Below are 16,958 nucleotides of genomic sequence, written 5' to 3'. Positions count from 1 at the left end.
CGTCTCCGATCCATCCCCCATCGCCGGAAGAGGATGGCCGTCCTCTCCGGCGCTTCTTTTTCTCACAAGAAGCAGGCACAGTCATAAGACAAGCATGTCGCGCAGAAGTGTGCAGCGGTTTGGGACAATGACATACCCAAATCAAAGATCTAAAGCGCAAGAAGCGAATCCGAAAGATCGCGATGCGCTTCGGGCGCGGATGGCTGCGTGATTTGGGAGCGAGCGAAGAAGAATAATCACCTTGAAGGCGGGAAAACCGTCCAAGACCGCCGGCTGCCCGGCGGCAGCGCTATCTACTGGACGATATCGAGATCGTTGACGACGCGCTTGCCGTCGACTTCCGTATAGAAGACCACCACCTTCACACCGGCCTGCAGGCCACTGAAATCGAAATCCTCCGGCACCTGATAGCTCTTTCCGTCATCCAGCGTGATGTTGAAGTTCTTCGCGTCGACCTTCTTGATGACGGCTTCGACATCGGCGCTTTCAGCAAAACCGGCGACAGGAGCAAGCAGGCTTGCCGTGGCCAAAAGCGTCGCTACAAAGAAGCGCATCGTCGTCACCCTTCAGGTAAATTGATTATGATTTCTTATGCGGTCTAGAAAACACGTCGAATATGGCGGAAGTTGCCCCCAATAATGACTTCGCCCGCCCAAATGGTGAATGCTTCGTCACAATCCACAATTCGGATTAATCTTTGTTTACCATGCCGGTGCTTGAGTAGGAAAAAGGGCCGGTCGCCGTTTCCGAGGCAAGTGAAAGAAAGATTTTGTCTTGTCGGCATTTTGGCCTATGAGTGGGCCGAAATTGCAAGAGACAAGACGCGGCCTGTCGGTCAGGCTGCGCTAATCCGGTCGTTTTACATGTCGCATAATACATTCGGTCACCTCTTCCGCGTCACCACCTGGGGCGAAAGCCACGGTCCAGCGCTCGGCTGCGTCGTCGACGGCTGCCCTCCAGGCCTCCGTTTCAAGCTGCAGGACATTCAAACCTGGCTCGACAAGCGCAAGCCGGGCCAGTCGCGCTTCGTGACGCAGCGGCGCGAGGACGATCTCGTCAAGGTTCTGTCGGGCGTCATGACGGACGAGGACGGCGAGACGATGATCTCGACCGGCACACCGATCTCGATGCTGATCGAGAATACCGATCAGCGCTCGAAGGATTACGGCGAGATCGCTAGGCGTTACCGCCCCGGCCATGCAGACTACACCTATGACGTCAAATACGGCATTCGCGACTACCGCGGCGGCGGCCGCTCATCAGCCCGCGAAACCGCGGCGCGCGTCGCTGCCGGCGGCATCGCCCGTCTCGTAGTGCCCGGCGTGACGATCCGTGGCGCGCTGGTGCAAATCGGCAAGCACAAGATCAACCGTGCCAACTGGGATTGGGCGCAGGTGGATCAGAACCCGTTCTTTGCGCCTGATCCCGAAATCGTGCCTATTTGGGAAGACTATCTCGACGGTATCCGCAAGGCCGGCTCCTCGATCGGTGCCGTGGTGGAAGTGGTGGCGGAAGGCGTGCCGGCCGGTCTCGGCGCTCCGATCTATGGCAAGCTCGACCAGGATATCGCCTCGCTGCTGATGTCGATCAATGCCGTCAAGGGCGTCGAAATCGGTGAGGGTTTCGCCTCCGCTGAACTCACAGGCGAGGAAAATGCCGATGCCATGCGCATGGGCAATGACGGCAAGCGCATCTTCCTGTCCAATCATGCCGGCGGCATCCTGGGTGGCATTTCCACCGGCGAGCCCATCGTCGCGCGCTTTGCCATCAAGCCGACCTCCTCGATCCTGACGGAACGCCAGTCGATCGATGCCGATGGCAACAATGTCGATGTCCGCACCAAGGGCCGCCACGATCCTTGCGTCGGCATTCGTGCCGTGCCGATCGGCGAGGCGATGGTCGCCTGCGCCGTTGCCGATCATTATCTGAGGGATCGCGGCCAGACGGGCCAGCAGAGGTAGGAACTTCGAGATGTCTTACGACCAGAAGCGTGTTGTCGATGCCATAAGGGCTTTCGAAGCCGGCGAGATCGTCGTCGTCATGGACGACAATGACCGCGAGAACGAAGGCGATCTGATCGTTGCCGCCGTTCACTGCACGCCGGACAAGATGGCTTTCATCGTCCGGCACACGTCCGGCATCGTCTGCACGCCGATGCCGCGCGAGGAGGCCAAGCGGCTCAACCTCAACGCCATGGTCGCGGAAAATGATTCCGCCCATACGACGGCCTTCACCGTTTCCGTCGATTTCAAGCATGGCACCACAACAGGCATTTCCGCCGACGACCGGACCCTGACGGTTCGAAACCTCGCCAATCCGAATGTCGGGCCGACGGATTTCGTTCGTCCGGGCCATATCTTCCCGCTGGTTGCGCGCGAAGGCGGCGTGCTCATGCGTTCGGGCCATACGGAAGCCGCCGTCGATCTCTGCAAGCTTGCCGGCCTGCCGCCGATCGGCGTCATCAGCGAGCTCGTCAATGATGACGGTACGGTGACGCGCGGCCAGCAAGTGGTGGAATTCGCCGAGCAGAACGGGCTGAAGCTCGTTTCCGTCGCCGACCTCATCGCCTATCGCCAGCGCAAGGAAACCCTCATCGAGCTCGGCACCAGCTTCGACATCGAAACACCGTTCGGCAAGGCGCGCGCCCATACCTATTCCCTGCCCTGGGACCCGATGCAGCATCTTGCCGTCGTTTTCGGCGATATTCGCGACGGCGTCGATATCCCGGTTCGACTGCATCCGGAAAATGTCGCCGAGGATCTGTTCGGCAAGCGCCGTCCGGTCGATTTCTACATGAAGAAGATCGCCGAGGAAGGCCGGGGCGTCATCGTCTATTTGCGCGAAGGCTCCGTCGGTGTCGGTCATTTCGACAATGGTCGCAAGGCGCGTCAGGCCGAGCGCGAGAGCCACGCCGAGGCACAGGCGCGCGACAGCGAATGGCTGGAAATCGGGCTTGGCGCGCAGATCCTGAAGGATCTCGGCGTCAGCTCGATCAAGCTGCTCACTAGCCGCGAACGGCACTATGTCGGCTTGGAAGGGTTCGGCATCAAGATTGCCAAGACGGAGATCTGCTGATCTTTGTCCTCCCCTCGAGCAGGAGGGGTCTGGGTGGGGTGATGTCTGACGGCACTCATGGGTCATTCCACCCGCGCGCTGCGCGTGACCGCCCCCTCAAAGGCGAGGTGCCGAAAACTCGCGATCCAGCAGGCCCATCATGATGTCGTCGTGCCAGCGGCCATTGACGTAAGCGGTCTCCCGCTCCCTCCCTTCGACGATGAAGCCGCATTTTTCATAGGCGCGGATGGCGCGCTCGTTGTAGGCGAGCACGCGTATTCCGATGCGATGCAGTCTCATCTCGCCGAAGGCATGATCCAGCAGAAGAGTGATCGCTTCCGTGCCAAAGCCTTTACCAAGCAGCGCCGGATTATAGATCCCGATTGCCATCGTCGCGCGTCGGTCCTGGCGATTGACGTTGTCCAATCGGATTATGCCGGCAAAGACGCCGTCGATTTCGATAACCCAGGCATGAGGCTGATCGGCAAGGCCCTGAACCCATCGCGTTGTGCCCTCCCGGGTGATGGGCTCGATGTCCTCCTTGTTAACGCCATACATCTCCGCGATCTCGGCATTCGTACCTAAAGCGAAGCGCACATCGGCGTCCTCGGCACATGGCGGGCGGAGCCTAACATTGCGGCCTTTTAGAATCAGCGACGACAACGAACTCTCCTCTTCGGGTGTTCTTCTGCCTATTGGACTCTGTTAGTTATGTCCCTTCAAGGGGGGTGACAAAGCTTACGATCGATCCGGCCATGTGGCATCGAATAGGCGAAGCCAATTGTCATAGGCGAATTTTCGCAGGGTTAATTCATCGAATCCGCTTTGGCGCATGGCCTCCACGAGCCGCGGCAAGCCGCTTGCGTCTCCGATCTCACGAGGCATGACGGCGCCATCGAAATCCGATCCAAGCGCGACCCCATCCGCGCCGATGCGGGCGCTGAGATAGTCGATCTGGCGAACGACCGCTTCGAGCGGGGTATCCTCGTCAAGATTGGCATCCGCGCGGATATCGTTGACGGCAAGATTCAACCCAACGACGCCACCCGTATCGCGGATCGCGTCCAATTGCCGATCGGTCAGGTTCCGGGTCGATGGACATATGGTATGGGCGCAGGTGTGCGTGGCCACAAGCGGAGCGGTGCTCAATGCGGCGACATCCCAAAATCCGCGCTCGTTCAGATGGGAAACGTCGATCATGATCCCGAGTTCATTGCATCTTCGGACCAGATTCTTTCCCAAATCCGTCAGCCCAGGTCCCGTATCGGGCGATCTCGGATAGGCGAACGGTACGCCATAGCCGAAGATATTCGGACGGCTCCATACAATGCCCAGGGATCGAAGGCCGGCATCATAGAGGCTATCCAGATAGGCGAGATTGGGGCCGATGGCGTCGGCGCCTTCCATATGGAGCACGACGGCAAAGACACCGGCATGTCGTGCCGCCTCAAGCTGGCTGACGCTCGTTGCCAGACGGATTTTACAGCCCGAGCGTCCGATCAGCTTCTTTATGGCAGCAAGCTGCCCGTCGATTTGCCGGCGCGCATGATCCAGCTGCAGAGCCTCGGCATAACGAACTTCGTAACCATCATGCGTGATCGTCAGATCATCTACGGGCTCGTGCTCTGGCGCGGCGTACATAGCGAACAACCCGCCGACCAGGCCGCCTTCGCGTGCTCGCGGAAGATCGAGATGTCCGGCCTCAGACCGGGCCAAAAAATCGCGGCCGTCAGGCTTGTAATCCAGCATGAACTGGACCGCATCATTATGCCCATCGAAAATCCGAACAGTGTTCATGCGATCTCGATCCCAAAATGAGCGGCAGTCTCCCTGATGCCACTCAGCGCCGATTTCCTGAAAAAGAACTGTCGGTCATCCCCGCCAGCCGTCGAGAAATACGACCTTCTCGACGCCGGTGAAACGGGCAACACGTTCCAGCTCCGCTTCCAGCTTCTCCAGCCGGCCGGCCGATGCCTTGACGCCCGGCTCCAGCCACAGGCGTTTGACATCGAGCGTCCCCGCCTTGCGGTCGGCCTTCATGTCGATCCGTCCGATCAACCGGTCGCCCTCCAGCAATGGGAAGACGTAGTAGCCGTATTCGCGCTTCGGTTCGGGCACGAAAATCTCGATGCGGTAGAAGAAGCCGAAGAGACGTTCGGTCCGATTGCGATCGCGCAGAGTCGGATCGAAGGGGCTCAGCACGCGGATGCGCGCCGGTGCCTCGGCATGACTGTCGAGCGTGTCATGGAAATCGAGGAAGGCGAAGGACGAGCGCGGCTTGCCGCCGGCGGCGGGCTCGATCAGTACTTCGGTCAATTCGTCTCGATGCGTCTCGACCCAGCTCTTGGCTTCCTGCGGCGTGACCAGATCCCAGAAGGCGGCGATTTCGCCCGAGGTGGCAAAGCCGAGGCGCTGCAGCGCGCTTCGGCAAGCCCAGTCGACAAATTCGTCATGCTCCACTTCGGGCTCATGGAAATGGGCCGGAAGGACACGTTCGACGAGGTCGTAGACCTTTTGAAAATTAGTGCGGCCGGCGATGGCGAACTTGCCGGTGCGCCAGAAATATTCGAGCGCCGTCTTGTTTGGGTGCCAATTCCACCAGCCGCCGGAGACATGATCCTCCGCCTTGACCTCGCGGGCGGTGATCGCGCCGTTCTTCAGCACGCGCTCGTAGGTTTCCTCGAAAGCCGCCTCGAAGCCCTCCCCGCGCCATTTGCGCCAGCGTGCGATGATTGCCTCATCCTCGCGGCGGAAGCGGTGCTTCCAATAGACGAAGAAGGCGCTCGGCAGGATGGAGGCATCATGCGTCCAGTTCTCGAAGAGTGCACCGTCCTTCTCCAAGAGTTCGGTCAGATGTTCACGCCGATAGGTCTGGTTGCGCGAAAACAGGATCTGGTGATGGGCGCGCTCGACGGTGGCGATACTGTCCACCTGCACGAAGCCGATATCGTGGATGAGCTGCAGCAGCCCCGCCTTGGTCAAGGCGCGGTTCGGCGGATTGGCAAGTCCCTGCTTGGCAAGGAACACGCGGCGGGCGTCACGATTCGAGAGCAGATTCGTCATTACGGGATCATAGGCATAAATTCCCATGCTTTCAAAGAGGCGTCGATTTGATAATTCGATGCAATGCGCTATAGCTCCGCGATCACACTACCGAACAGGAAAGCCGCTTGGACATCCGCTTCGAAACCGCTGGCGTCGATTATGGCAAGCGCACTGCGCTGTTTCCTCTGAATCTCACGCTTCAGGAGCGCCGCATCGGGGTGATCGGCCTCAACGGTTCCGGCAAGACGACCTTCGCGCGGCTGATCAACGGGCTCGTCAAGCCAACAACGGGGCGCGTCGTGGTTGATGGGCTCGACACGGTCGGCGATGCCGCCAAGGTGCTCGGCAAGGTCGGCTATATCTTCCAGTCGCCGCAAAACCAGATCATCCTGCCCATTGTGCGCGACGACATCGCCTTCGGCCTCAAGGCGCGCGGATATGACAAGGCGCAGATCGATGCGGCGGTCGAGGGCATTCTTGGCCGTTTTGGCGTCAGCCATCTCGGCGCGCGGCGGGCACATGAGCTCTCCGGGGGCGAATTGCAGATGGCTGCCCTTTGCTCGGTGCTGGTGACCGGCCCGGATATCCTCATTCTGGACGAGCCGACGAACCAGCTCGACCTTAGGAACCGGGCGCTGGTGCAGAAGACCATCATGGGGCTGCCGGAAAGCGTCATCGTCATCAGCCACGATCTGCCCCTGCTTGAGGATTTCGAGCGGGTGCTGTTGTTCGATCAAGGCCGGCTCGTCGCCGACGCTCCGGCAGAGGAAGCGATCGCTCGCTACAGGGAGATGGCTGGCTGATGCAGACGCTGCATGTCGATGTCGATACCTGGCTGCACCGGTTTTCGCCGCGCGTGAAGCTGCTGGCGCTGACCGCATTCGGCATATTGCTTTTCTTGACGCAGTCCATCGCGGTGCTTGCCTGCGCAAGCCTTGTCGGCGCCGCCCTTTATCTTCGCAGCGGTCTGCCGGTCGGAGAAGCATTGAAGCGGCTGCGGCCGATCCTGATCTCGATTGCCGTGCTCGCAATTTTCGCAGCGCTCGTCGGCCCGCTTCACGCCGCCATCGTCACGGCGCTCAGACTGACAGCGCTGGCAATGTTCGCCGCCACGGTGACGGCCACGACCTCGATGGCCGCCTTTATCGATGAAATTACCGCGCTTGCCATGCCGCTCGAAAAGATCGGCTTGCTCAAGGCCGCCGATATCGGACTTGCGATCGGCCTCGTTATTCGTTTCGTCCCCGAGATCCTCGATCGTTATCATGCGATCCGCGAAGCGCATCAGGCGCGCGGGATCAAGGTTCGCCTGGCAACCACGCTCGCGCCGCTCATCATCCTGACGCTGCGCGATGCGGACAATATTGCGGCGGCGATTGACGCGCGGGGCATTCGGCGTCAATGAACATAGGTCTTTTTCGGAAGGAGCCGCCATGAACACCCGCGATCTCGTCCTCTCGGCGCTGTTTGCCGCCATCATCGTGGCGCTCGGCCTGTTGCCGCCGATCCCCATCGGCATCATTCCGGTTCCGATCACCGCCCAGTCGCTCGGCGTCATGCTCGCCGGCGTCGTCCTCGGCGCCAAGCGCGGGACGATCGCGGTGCTGCTGGTAGTGGTGCTTGTTTCGATCGGCCTGCCGGTCCTTTCCGGCGGCCGCGGCGGCCTTGCCGTCTTTGCCGGCCCGACAGCCGGCTTCTTCGTCGGCTGGATCTTCGCTGCCTTCATCGCCGGCTATCTCTCCGAACGACTGGTCAAGCCGGAACAGAGCGGCCTGGTTCAAGGTGTCGGCTTCTTCATCGCTGCTGTTATCGGTGGGGTGGTGGTGCTGTACGCGTTCGGCATTGCCTGGCTCGCCATCAATATCGGTTTCAGCAAGGCGTTTATCGGATCCCTGGGCTTCGTGCCGGGCGATGTCATCAAGGCCGTCGTCGCAGCCCTGGTCGGCCGCGCTGTCATGGTCGGCTATCCGCTTCTGCCGCAGCGGAGCTAAATCGAGACTAAGCCAGATATTTGTAGAGCCAGTCGCGCGTGTCTTCCGGCAGTGGCACCGGGTCATGCTCATCGCCACGCACCGCGAGCCAGAGGATTTCCACCTCCGCTGCCAATTCGTTGCCAGTTTCAACCGCGACAACGAAACCGATCGACTTGCCGCCAATCTTGTTGACGCTGATCGAGTAACGGGCAAGGTCGTCATAGTGCAGGGCGCGGTGCAGCGAGCACGATGCCTTCTTGGCAATATAGAGAGGCTCGTCGTCGACCAGCGGCCGCGTGCGCCAAAAGTTGGAGAGTGCGGTCTCGGCTTGCGAGATGTAGGAGGCGATAAACATCTGGCCGTGCCGGTCGACATCACGCGGCGGCACCCTTACCTCGATGACATCGGATCGTTCTACTCTCGCCATCACGCAACAACCCTGGCCGACGCCGTACTGACCTTAATGAAAGCTTAACACCGCGCCTCGATAAGTAAACGGCGCCACTTCAAAGTGGTTAAGATGGATTGTTGACATTGTAGTGACATTGTCCATGTCCTGTAATAGGCGTCATACCTCGTTTATAGATTGGCCCCATGAGCACACGTCTTTACGAACATCCGATCTTTCTTGAACACATCGTTCCTCCTGGCCATCCGGAGCGACCGGACCGGCTTCGCTCGCTGAACATTGCGCTGGAGCATCCAAATTTCGAGAGGCTGGACCGGCGAAAGGCGCCGCCCGCGCATGAGGATGCGATCCTGCTTGCGCATCCCGAGGAGCATCTGGATTTCGTGCTGCGTTCGATGCCGGACAGAGGTGACGAGGGCGAGATCAACCAGATCGAGGCGGATACCTATGCCAGCCCGAAGACGCTGCAGGCGATCATGCATGGCGTCGGCGGCGCCATGGCGGCGGTCGACGACGTCTTCTCCGGTGCGGCCGACAATGTCTTCGTCGCGGCCCGGCCGCCCGGCCACCATGCCGAGAAGACCAAGGCCATGGGCTTCTGCTTCTTCAACAATGCCGCGATCGCTGCCCGCCATGCGCAAAAGGCTCATGGTGCCGAGCGCGTCGCCATCGTCGACTGGGACGTGCATCACGGCAATGGCACGCAGGACATTTTTTGGGACGATCCGTCCGTGCTCTTCTGTTCCACCCACCAGATGCCGCTCTATCCCGGCACGGGCAAGAAGGACGAACGCGGCGCGCACAACACCATCGTCAATGCGCCGCTTTCGCCCAATACTGGCGGCGATCATTTCCGCGAGGCCTTCAAGTCCCGCGTGCTGCCGGCGCTCACCGACTTCCGGCCCGACCTCATCATCATCTCGGCGGGCTTCGATGCCCATCACCGCGATCCCCTGGCGCAGCTGAACTTGACGGGCGAGGATTTCGACTGGGCGACGGGGCGACTGCTCGAGGTTGCCGACCGCAGCGCCAAGAACCGGGTCGTCAGCCTGCTCGAAGGCGGCTATGATCTGGAAGGTCTCGCCGAGTCGGCGGGGATGCATATTCTACGCATGATGAAAGGTTGACGATGAGCGAGAACGCCAAGGCAGATGTATCAGGCTATTCCTTCGAGAAGGCCGTGGCGGAGCTGGAAAGCATCGTTGCCCGGCTCGAACGCGGCGATGTGGCGCTGGATGAATCTATCGCCATCTACGAGCGCGGCGAAGCGCTGAAGAAGCATTGCGAGGCGCTGCTTTCGGCTGCGGAAAACCGTATCGAGAAGATCAGGCTCGACCGCGCAGGCAAGCCGCAGGGCACGGAAGCGCTGGATGGCGCGTGAGGCGTGCGGCTGCACGCGCCTACCGGAATCGCCATGAGTCTCGCGCAGGCGCTTTGATGCGGATGAACGATTTCGTCAAGGCGACATGAACTGTATGTAACCATCGTGGTTGAGCGAAAACCCGAAGCTGGTCCGCTTTCCGTTTATGGATACGTGATACTCTCTGCCTCTATCGCCAATTTTGAACGCATCCGGATATTTTGTTTTGATGACGTCTGCGAATTGGCGTTCGATCGTCTCATCGTCTGCCATCCCTGGATGACGGCGATACTTCGTATCACATAGTCCGTCTGGATTGATGATAACAATCAGCGATCGATCGTCCGTTGCCCCCTCGAAATATGTATACTTGCCAGAAATCAAACTCGAACCTTGCTTGGTTTGAAACGACTTAACCCCATAGCGGGCTGCAGCCGCCCGAGCCTGCGTATAGGGCGCGCTAGAAGCAAAGCAAATATCTCGAAACGCAGCAACCGCAGGTTCAATTGCCGTCGGATCGGCAGCTTTTTTAGCAAACTGCTGCTCAGGCCGGTCACCCGTCGTGGTGCATGCGGCCAGCATTCCTCCCAAGAGAAAGGCAAACAGTACTTTGCTTCCGCGCATGTCCATGCTTATTCGTCTCCAAAATTACCCCGCTGTTCACATAGCGCGCAATGTTAAACAACCCTTTGAAACAATCCTTATAAACGCCTGGACAGCGGAATTTGAGTTTCCCAACCTTTCCCGCTAGGTTGAGCCCCGACCGAAAGGAGAGCCTTCATGTCCTTCTTCCCAGGAAACGATCCGCAGGCGGGTGACGCCTTCGCCTGCGATGCGATCGAGAATCTGATTATCCCGCGCACCAGCGACCTCGGCGGCTTCTCCGTGCGGCGCGCGCTTCCGAGCAGCCGGCGCCGGCTGGTGGGACCGTTCATCTTCTTCGACCGCATGGGACCTGCGATTTTACGGCCGGGCCAGGCGCTCGATGTGCGCCCACATCCGCATATTGGCCTTTCCACCGTCACCTACCTCTTCGACGGCGAGATCCGCCATATGGACAGCCTCGGCACGGCCAAGGTGATCCGTCCCGGCGACATCAACCTGATGACGGCCGGGCGCGGCATCGTGCATTCCGAGCGCACGCCGGAGAACCTGCGCGACCATCCATTTTCCATGTCCGGCCTGCAGACATGGCTGGCGCTGCCCGACGACAAGGAGGAGATCGATCCCTCCTTCACCCACACGGAAAAGGACGAGCTGCCTGTCATCGCCGATGGCGGCGTGAGCGGGCGCGTGGTGATCGGTAATTTCGAGGGCCTGAAATCGCCGGTGAAATCCTTCTCGGACACTCTCTATGTCGATCTTCAGCTGCAGCCGAACACGACGTTTCCTTTTGGGGCAGCGCATGAGGAACGGGCAGTCTATATTCTCTCCGGTTCGCTCGTCGTCGCCGGCGACCGTTTCGAACAGGATCAGCTTCTGGTCTTCCGCCCGGGCGACGCGATAACGCTGGAGGCCGGCGAAAAAGGCTGTCATCTCATGCTTTTTGGCGGTGCAGCGCTCAATTCGAAGCGCTATATCTGGTGGAATTTCGTCTCGTCCTCGAAGGAGCGTATCGAAAAAGCCAAGGAAGAATGGCGCACGGGCCGCTTCGATATCGTGCCGGGCGACGAGGAAGAGTTCATTCCCCTGCCGGAGGGCTAACGGGTTCATAACACTCCCACATGTTTCTTGTTCGGGAGCACCTTGAATTCGGCGTCTTTTGTCGCAATCTGTTTTGACGTAAAGGCGGACAACCGCCCAAGAATAGCAAGAAAGAGGCATCAGCCTTGACACAAATGCCAGAGACGCCCCTGCTCGACCGGGTCCAATATCCCTCCGACCTGCGAAAGCTGGAGGACCGGGAACTGCCGCAGCTCGCCCGCGAAGTCCGCGACGAGATGATCGATGCGGTTTCGCGCACCGGCGGACATCTTGGTGCCGGCCTCGGCGTGGTCGAATTGACCATTGCCATCCACAGCGTCTTCGATACGCCGAACGATCGTTTGATCTTCGATGTCGGGCATCAGTGTTATCCGCACAAGATCCTGACTGGGCGTCGCGACCGCATTCGCACGCTGCGCCAGGAAAACGGTCTTTCCGGCTTCACGCGCCGGGCCGAAAGCGAGTACGATCCTTTCGGCGCAGCGCATTCCTCGACTTCCATTTCCGCCGGCCTCGGCATGGCTGTTGCCGCCGAGCTCGAAAACAGCGACCGCCGGGTGATCGCCGTCATCGGCGACGGTGCCATGTCAGCCGGCATGGCTTATGAGGCGCTGAACAATGCCGGCGCGCTCGATGCCCGGCTGATCGTCATTCTCAACGATAATGACATGTCGATTGCCCCGCCGACGGGAGCGATGAGCGCCTATCTCGCCCGCCTCGCCTCCGGCCGCACCTATATGGGCTTCCGGGATTTTGGAAAGAAACTGACCGCTTATCTCGGCAAGAAGGTCGACCGCGCCATCACGCGGGCAGTCGAACACGCACGGGGCTATGTAACCGGCGGCACCATGTTCGAGGAGATGGGCTTCTACCATATCGGTCCGATCGACGGCCATTCCTTCGAACATCTGCTGCCCGTGCTGCGCAATGTGCGCGACAATGCACAGGGACCGGTGCTGATCCATGTCGTGACGCAGAAGGGCAAGGGCTATCCCCCAGCCGAAGCGGCTGCCGACAAATATCATGGCGTCAACAAGTTCGACGTCATCACCGGCGCTCAGACGAAAGTGAAGCCGAATGCGCCGAGCTACACAAGCGTCTTTGCAGACGCTTTGGTGCAGGAAGCGACGCTCGACGACAAAATCGTCGGTATCACCGCCGCCATGCCGAACGGCACCGGCCTCGACAAGCTGCAGGAGTTCTTCCCGAAGCGCTGTTTCGATGTCGGAATTGCCGAGCAGCATGCCGTGACTTTCGCCGCCGGCCTCGCTGCAGAAGGTTATAAGCCCTTCGCCGCCCTTTATTCCACCTTCCTGCAGCGCGCCTATGACCAGGTGGTGCATGATGTGGCCATTCAAGGGCTGCCGGTCCGTTTCCCGATCGACCGCGCCGGCTTCGTCGGTGCCGATGGCCCGACGCATGCGGGCTCCTTCGACACCGCTTTCCTCGCGACTCTGCCGGGCTTCGTCGTCATGGCCGCGGCAGACGAGGCGGAGCTGAAGCACATGGTGCGCACCGCTGCCGCCTATGATCTCGGTCCGATCTCCTTCCGCTATCCGCGCGGTGAAGGCGTCGGCGTCGATCTGCCGGAACGCGGCCAGATCCTCGAAATCGGCAAGGGTCGCGTCATCAAGCAGGGCACGAAGGTCGCCCTACTCTCCTTCGGCACGCGTCTCGCCGATAGTCTCGCAGCCGCCGAGGATCTCGATGCCGCCGGTCTTTCGACGACAGTTGCGGACGCGCGCTTCGCCAAGCCGCTCGATCACGACCTCATCCGTCAGCTTGCCGCCCATCACGAGATGCTGATCACCATTGAGGAAGGTTCGGTCGGCGGCTTCGGCAGCCAGGTCATGCAGTTCCTTGCCAATGAGGGCCTGCTGGACAACGGCCTGAAAATCCGTTCGCTCGTCATGCCCGATATCTGGATGGAACAGGCAAAGCCCGAAGCCATGAATGCCCGGGCCGGTCTCGACCGTGCCGGCATCGTGCAAACGGTCTTCCGCACGCTCGGCCACGGCCGCATCGTCGAAGCTGCTGGATAGCTTTACCTCCCCTTGTGGGCTGGGCTATCGCATACGGGCGATAGCTCTGCCATCAAAGGGAGGGTTGCTTAATCAGAATTCTTCCCAATCGTCCTGGGGTGCGGCGGCGGAAGCCGTTGCCTTACCGGCAAAGGCCTTGGCGACCGTACGCCCGAGAGCGCGGGCCGGAGACATGGCCGGCTTCGAATGCGCCGTTGCCGCGACTGGCCGTGCCGGCGTTGCCGATATGGGCCGGGCGGGCATTACCCGAGCAGGTGCAGCCTGCACGGAATTGCCGAGACGGAATTGCTGCAGCAGCTCGTTGAGTGCAGCTGCTTCGCGGGCGAGCGCGTGGCTTGCCGCCGTCTGCTCTTCGACCATCGCGGCATTCTTCTGGGTGCCCTGGTCCATATTGTTGACGGCCGTGTTGATCTCCTGCAAGCCGGTCGACTGCTCGCGGGTCGCCGTCACGATCGCGCCGACATGGCGGTTGATCTCTTGCACTTCGGATACGATCAATTCCAGCGCCTTGCCGGTCTCGCCGACTAGCGACACACCAGTGTTGACCTGATCGCTCGACGTCGTGATGAGGGACTTGATCTCCTTGGCGGCGTTGGCGGAGCGCTGGGCAAGCTCGCGCACTTCCTGGGCAACGACCGCAAAGCCCTTGCCGGCATCCCCCGCACGAGCTGCCTCGACGCCGGCGTTCAACGCCAGAAGATTGGTCTGGAACGCGATGTCGTCGATGACGCTGATGATGTTACTAATCTCGCCCGAGGACTTTTCGATCTGCTGCATGGCCGCGACGGCTTTGCGAACCACTTCGCCCGACCGTTCAGCACCCTGGCGGGCGCGCTCGACGAGATGGCCGACATCTTCCGCACGCTTGGCGGAATCGCGCACCGTGGTCGTGACCTGCTCCAGCGCTGCGGCCGTCTCTTCAACGGCGGCAGCCTGCTGCTCGGTGCGATGCGCCAGATCATCGGCGGCGGCACGAATTTCGTCAGCACCTGCATTGATGGCGCGGGCATTGGAGCCGACAGACTGCAGGGCGGCCTCCAGTTTCTCGACTGCATTGTTGAAATCAGCGCGAACGCTGTCGAATTGCGGTGCAAAGCTGTTGTGAAGACGGGTTGCGACATTACCCGACGATAGAGCCGAGAGGCCGCCGGCGAGCGCTTCCATGGCGAAACGGATTTCGCCTTCTTCACGCGCCTTCTGCTCGTCATTCATCAGGCGCTGACGTTCGGCATCGTCACGCATGCGCTCGGTCTCGCCGGCAAGACGCAGCTTCTCGATGCCGGCCTCCTTGAAGACGAGGACGGCATCCGCCATGCGGCCGATTTCGTCGCCGCGGCCGACCGCCGGGACTTCGATATCGTGCTCGCCGTTTGCCAGACGGCCCATGGCCGCCGTCATGCCGACGATCGGGCGCACGATAATGCGCGAGAGCAGCCAGGCAAGCACAGCGGCGGCTAGCGAGGCGAAGATACTGCCAAGAATGAGGGTCAGGCGAAGATCGCCATTGGCATCGTCCTGCATGGCTGCCAGGTCGCTCGCCCTGGCGCGTGCGGCCTTCTTGATCTTGGCGGCAGCTTCACGGAAGCCGTCAAGCTGACCCTTGGTTTCGTTCTGGCCGATCTTGACGATCTGATCGAGCGGCATCTCGGTTTCCTTGCGCGCCCTGGCCTGTGGCTCCGCGAGCTGATGGAAATAGAGATCAGCAGCTTTCTGCATGTTGTCGATCGCCTGCAGCAGATCCGGAGAACCGGCGGCCGCCTCCTTGGCGGCTGCGATGCTCTTCAGCATCCGCTCGCGATTGTTGAAGATATCGCCATAGGTGCTGTCGCTGCGCAGAAGCAGGAAGCCGCGCAGGTTGACGGCCTGTTCCAGCATGGCCTGCAGCGAATCATCGATCAGGCTGACGAGCTGCTGCGATTTTGCCTGCTCGTCGGCGGCTCCGGCCGAGACGTCCTGCTTTGCATAGACGAAAGCGGAAACACAGGCAAAAATGGCGATCAGGGCCGTAAATGTAATGGCAAGCTTGCCATTCAAAGAGAGTTTTTTCGCAAACATGAGCGAGCGCCTCCTGAGCGCCGGTCCTGGCGAGCATCCTCCGGCCGTCATTGGGAGGGAGTACGGCCGATGCTCGAAGAATTCAGGGAGGGCATGATTGGGACGCAAACGCGTGAAGCCTTCATGGCAGGCGGTGATCTGGAAGCGGATCACCGCAATCCTCGGCATGAGTAGAGGTTTCGGCTTTAAATTTATTTAATTTGCGCGGACTGCTCAGCTCAGCGCTAGTTCACCGCTGCCGCAGCCAGGATCAGGATTTCCAGATCGTGCTCCGGGTAAAAATCCTGCGCTATCATCTGGAACGTCGTCGCGCCGATCTTCTTCACATTCGTACCGCAAAAGCTGATGTAGTTCTCGGGACTGCCCTTATCGACCGTCAGCTCGAAATGCTTGATCGGGCCGGACCAGTTGACACCTGTCGTCAGCACATAGGAGATCCAGCTTTCGGTATAGCCGCGACCACCCTTATCGGCCGCTGTGGCAAGCTTGACGGCCGTCTTCAGAAAGGCCTCATCGAGGCAATATTTAGCGCGATAGTTCTGCAGCTGCTGCTTCTGGTAATCTTCGTCGCCGGCAAAGGTGATGGCGACGGTTCCGCCGACGCTCGGCTTGTAGCGATGCTCCACGGCGATCCTGGCCTTGGCCGGAAACTTGGTGCGCCACCAATAGGTCGTGTGCAGCGTCCACATCGGCGTCGGATGATGTTTCATGCCCTGGCCGTCGGCGTCGTATTCATCATCGGCGATCAGTCCGCGGGCTGTCCAATCCTCGAGCACATCGACGGGCAGCTTGGCGACAGCATCCGTCGCCGCCTTGCTGAGCGGCAGCAGCGGCACGCCGTGAGCCTTCAGTTCGTCGGTCATGTCGACTCCGGCAACCGATACGCGCTGCTGCAGGATCGGCGTGATGGCCTTGCCGTCCTGTGTGACGGTGAAGCCGAGGAAATTGTCGGAATCGACATTTCCGGCATCAACCATGCTGTCGATGTCGCCCTTGATATCGGGCATTGGAAAGGCGACGACGCTTTCGACGTCCTTGTCGGACGTGTTTTCAAATACGTAATCGACACGGACCTGTTCTGGGGAAATGAACAGCTTTTCCTGATCCATGCTGATATCGCCGGTGCGGACATAGGCGAGACCGCCCGTCTTCAGCTCGGCCATCGTGTCGTTTGCCATAGCCGGAGCCGCTGACATCGCCATCAGCGCAGCATAGCCACCAATCTTCCACATGATGCCCCTCGCCCATTGATCGCGGCGATTATGGCTGGCCGCTATCCGACGTCAACGCCGATTACAGCATAAAAGGCTTGCAAC

The 16,958-nt window shown here is 60.3% G+C and carries 17 protein-coding genes; 9 read left to right on the top strand and 8 right to left on the bottom strand.

Going from position 1 to position 16,958, the window contains the following annotated elements:
- Positions 1-293: 293 nt before the first annotated feature.
- A complete protein-coding gene (locus FBZ97_RS26055) occupies positions 294-554 on the bottom strand; it encodes a DUF1344 domain-containing protein (protein WP_015339036.1) in 261 nt (86 codons plus the stop codon).
- A gap of 309 nt (positions 555-863) precedes the next feature.
- Between FBZ97_RS26055 and aroC the strand changes: the two genes are divergently transcribed.
- Both aroC and ribB read left to right on the top strand, forming a co-directional pair.
- Positions 864-1,961, top strand: a complete 1,098-nt coding sequence (aroC, locus tag FBZ97_RS26050) for a chorismate synthase (protein WP_113354078.1) — start codon at positions 864-866, stop codon at positions 1,959-1,961.
- Between the two features lie 10 nt (positions 1,962-1,971).
- Positions 1,972-3,075, top strand: a complete 1,104-nt coding sequence (gene ribB / locus FBZ97_RS26045) for a 3,4-dihydroxy-2-butanone-4-phosphate synthase (protein ID WP_069613738.1) — start codon at positions 1,972-1,974, stop codon at positions 3,073-3,075.
- A gap of 96 nt (positions 3,076-3,171) precedes the next feature.
- Here the strand turns inward: ribB and FBZ97_RS26040 are convergent, their stop codons facing one another.
- The 3 genes from FBZ97_RS26040 to FBZ97_RS26030 all read right to left on the bottom strand — a co-directional run bounded on the left by FBZ97_RS26040 (position 3,172) and on the right by FBZ97_RS26030 (position 6,117).
- Positions 3,172-3,717, bottom strand: coding sequence for a GNAT family protein (locus FBZ97_RS26040; RefSeq protein WP_145322738.1), 546 nt, complete (start codon positions 3,715-3,717; stop codon positions 3,172-3,174).
- A 75-nt stretch (positions 3,718-3,792) separates the two neighbouring features.
- Positions 3,793-4,851, bottom strand: a complete 1,059-nt coding sequence (locus tag FBZ97_RS26035; protein WP_145322736.1) for a dipeptidase — start codon at positions 4,849-4,851, stop codon at positions 3,793-3,795.
- A 75-nt stretch (positions 4,852-4,926) separates the two neighbouring features.
- Positions 4,927-6,117 (bottom strand): winged helix-turn-helix domain-containing protein, encoded by a 1,191-nt coding sequence (locus FBZ97_RS26030; protein ID WP_186449547.1) that lies wholly within the window; start codon positions 6,115-6,117, stop codon positions 4,927-4,929.
- 107 nt (positions 6,118-6,224) lie between these two features.
- Between FBZ97_RS26030 and FBZ97_RS26025 the strand changes: the two genes are divergently transcribed.
- Genes FBZ97_RS26025 through FBZ97_RS26015 form a run of 3 tightly spaced genes read left to right on the top strand, consistent with a single transcriptional unit; the run spans position 6,225 to position 8,090 of the window.
- The gene (locus FBZ97_RS26025) at positions 6,225-6,902 is read left to right on the top strand and encodes an energy-coupling factor ABC transporter ATP-binding protein (protein ID WP_145322732.1); all 678 of its coding nucleotides are present in this window, start codon (positions 6,225-6,227) and stop codon (positions 6,900-6,902) included.
- Positions 6,902-7,504: an energy-coupling factor transporter transmembrane protein EcfT gene (locus tag FBZ97_RS26020; protein ID WP_145322730.1), complete on the top strand. Its 603-nt coding sequence runs from the start codon at positions 6,902-6,904 to the stop codon at positions 7,502-7,504. The genes FBZ97_RS26025 and FBZ97_RS26020 overlap by 1 nt, the downstream gene beginning before the upstream one ends.
- 28 nt (positions 7,505-7,532) lie before the next feature.
- Positions 7,533-8,090, top strand: a complete 558-nt coding sequence (locus tag FBZ97_RS26015; protein WP_145322728.1) for a biotin transporter BioY — start codon at positions 7,533-7,535, stop codon at positions 8,088-8,090.
- Positions 8,091-8,097: 7 nt separating this feature from the next.
- Here the strand turns inward: FBZ97_RS26015 and FBZ97_RS26010 are convergent, their stop codons facing one another.
- Positions 8,098-8,499: a thioesterase family protein gene (locus FBZ97_RS26010; protein ID WP_113353896.1), complete on the bottom strand. Its 402-nt coding sequence runs from the start codon at positions 8,497-8,499 to the stop codon at positions 8,098-8,100.
- 167 nt (positions 8,500-8,666) lie between these two features.
- On the opposite strand from FBZ97_RS26010, the gene FBZ97_RS26005 reads away from it, so the two are divergent.
- Both FBZ97_RS26005 and FBZ97_RS26000 read left to right on the top strand, forming a co-directional pair.
- Positions 8,667-9,608: a histone deacetylase family protein gene (locus FBZ97_RS26005; RefSeq protein WP_113353895.1), complete on the top strand. Its 942-nt coding sequence runs from the start codon at positions 8,667-8,669 to the stop codon at positions 9,606-9,608.
- A gap of 2 nt (positions 9,609-9,610) precedes the next feature.
- The gene (locus FBZ97_RS26000; RefSeq protein WP_069613731.1) at positions 9,611-9,862 is read left to right on the top strand and encodes an exodeoxyribonuclease VII small subunit; all 252 of its coding nucleotides are present in this window, start codon (positions 9,611-9,613) and stop codon (positions 9,860-9,862) included.
- A 75-nt stretch (positions 9,863-9,937) separates the two neighbouring features.
- Here FBZ97_RS26000 and FBZ97_RS25995 read toward each other — a convergent pair whose 3' ends face one another.
- Complete coding sequence (locus tag FBZ97_RS25995) at positions 9,938-10,471, bottom strand: hypothetical protein (RefSeq protein WP_113353893.1); 534 nt, start codon at positions 10,469-10,471, stop codon at positions 9,938-9,940.
- Between the two features lie 150 nt (positions 10,472-10,621).
- On the opposite strand from FBZ97_RS25995, the gene FBZ97_RS25990 reads away from it, so the two are divergent.
- Both FBZ97_RS25990 and dxs read left to right on the top strand, forming a co-directional pair.
- A complete protein-coding gene (locus tag FBZ97_RS25990; protein ID WP_145322726.1) occupies positions 10,622-11,545 on the top strand; it encodes a pirin family protein in 924 nt (307 codons plus the stop codon).
- 125 nt (positions 11,546-11,670) lie between these two features.
- Positions 11,671-13,587, top strand: a complete 1,917-nt coding sequence (dxs, locus tag FBZ97_RS25985) for a 1-deoxy-D-xylulose-5-phosphate synthase (RefSeq protein ID WP_113353892.1) — start codon at positions 11,671-11,673, stop codon at positions 13,585-13,587.
- 72 nt (positions 13,588-13,659) lie between these two features.
- Here dxs and FBZ97_RS25980 read toward each other — a convergent pair whose 3' ends face one another.
- Together FBZ97_RS25980 and FBZ97_RS25975 are read right to left on the bottom strand one after the other, a co-directional pair.
- Entirely contained in the window at positions 13,660-15,642 is a 1,983-nt protein-coding gene (locus FBZ97_RS25980; RefSeq protein ID WP_145322724.1) for a methyl-accepting chemotaxis protein, read from the bottom strand.
- A gap of 224 nt (positions 15,643-15,866) precedes the next feature.
- The gene (locus FBZ97_RS25975) at positions 15,867-16,874 is read right to left on the bottom strand and encodes a DUF4424 domain-containing protein (protein WP_145322722.1); all 1,008 of its coding nucleotides are present in this window, start codon (positions 16,872-16,874) and stop codon (positions 15,867-15,869) included.
- Positions 16,875-16,958: the final 84 nt, after the last annotated feature.

The organism is Rhizobium sp. ERR 942, assembly GCF_007828395.1.
Classification (GTDB): Bacteria; Pseudomonadota; Alphaproteobacteria; order Rhizobiales; family Rhizobiaceae; genus Rhizobium; species Rhizobium dioscoreae.
Note: the sequence above shows the minus strand (reverse complement) of the source record. Positions and strands in the feature narration are given on the sequence as shown.